This is a genomic window from Parafrankia sp. Ea1.12, assembly GCF_900465275.1.
In the GTDB taxonomy this organism is placed as follows: Bacteria; Actinomycetota; Actinomycetes; order Frankiales; family Frankiaceae; genus Parafrankia; species Parafrankia soli.
Genome location: NZ_UBIZ01000409.1, coordinates 1 through 273, shown reverse-complemented (window position 1 = coordinate 273; position 273 = coordinate 1). Strand labels below are relative to the sequence as shown.

Here is a 273-nt window from a genome sequence, read left to right as displayed (position 1 = left end):
CAGGGAGGAAAACTGTCGGTGGCGGATGCGAGCCTGCTCGCATCCGCTGATCGACGACACCCCTGGGCCCGGTGATCACAGTGATCGAACAGGTACCTTCCCCGGCAGCCGCCGCGTCCCCCACGCCTGACATCGGCCTGATACCGGGCCTGGACGCGCAGACCGCACCGCTGGCGGATCTGGAAGCCGCGATCTGCGGGTGGGCAGGGCGGCTCGCGGCTGCGACCTGCGGCTGGCTGGTCCTCCTCTCCGCCTTCGAGCGGCGGGGCGGCT

1 pseudogene is annotated in these 273 nt (G+C 71.1%); it reads left to right on the top strand.

The annotated features are described in order from the left end of the window. Positions 1–80 precede the first annotated feature (80 nt). Positions 81–273: pseudogene (locus tag FMEAI12_RS38585) on the top strand (HNH endonuclease); the annotation flags it as partial.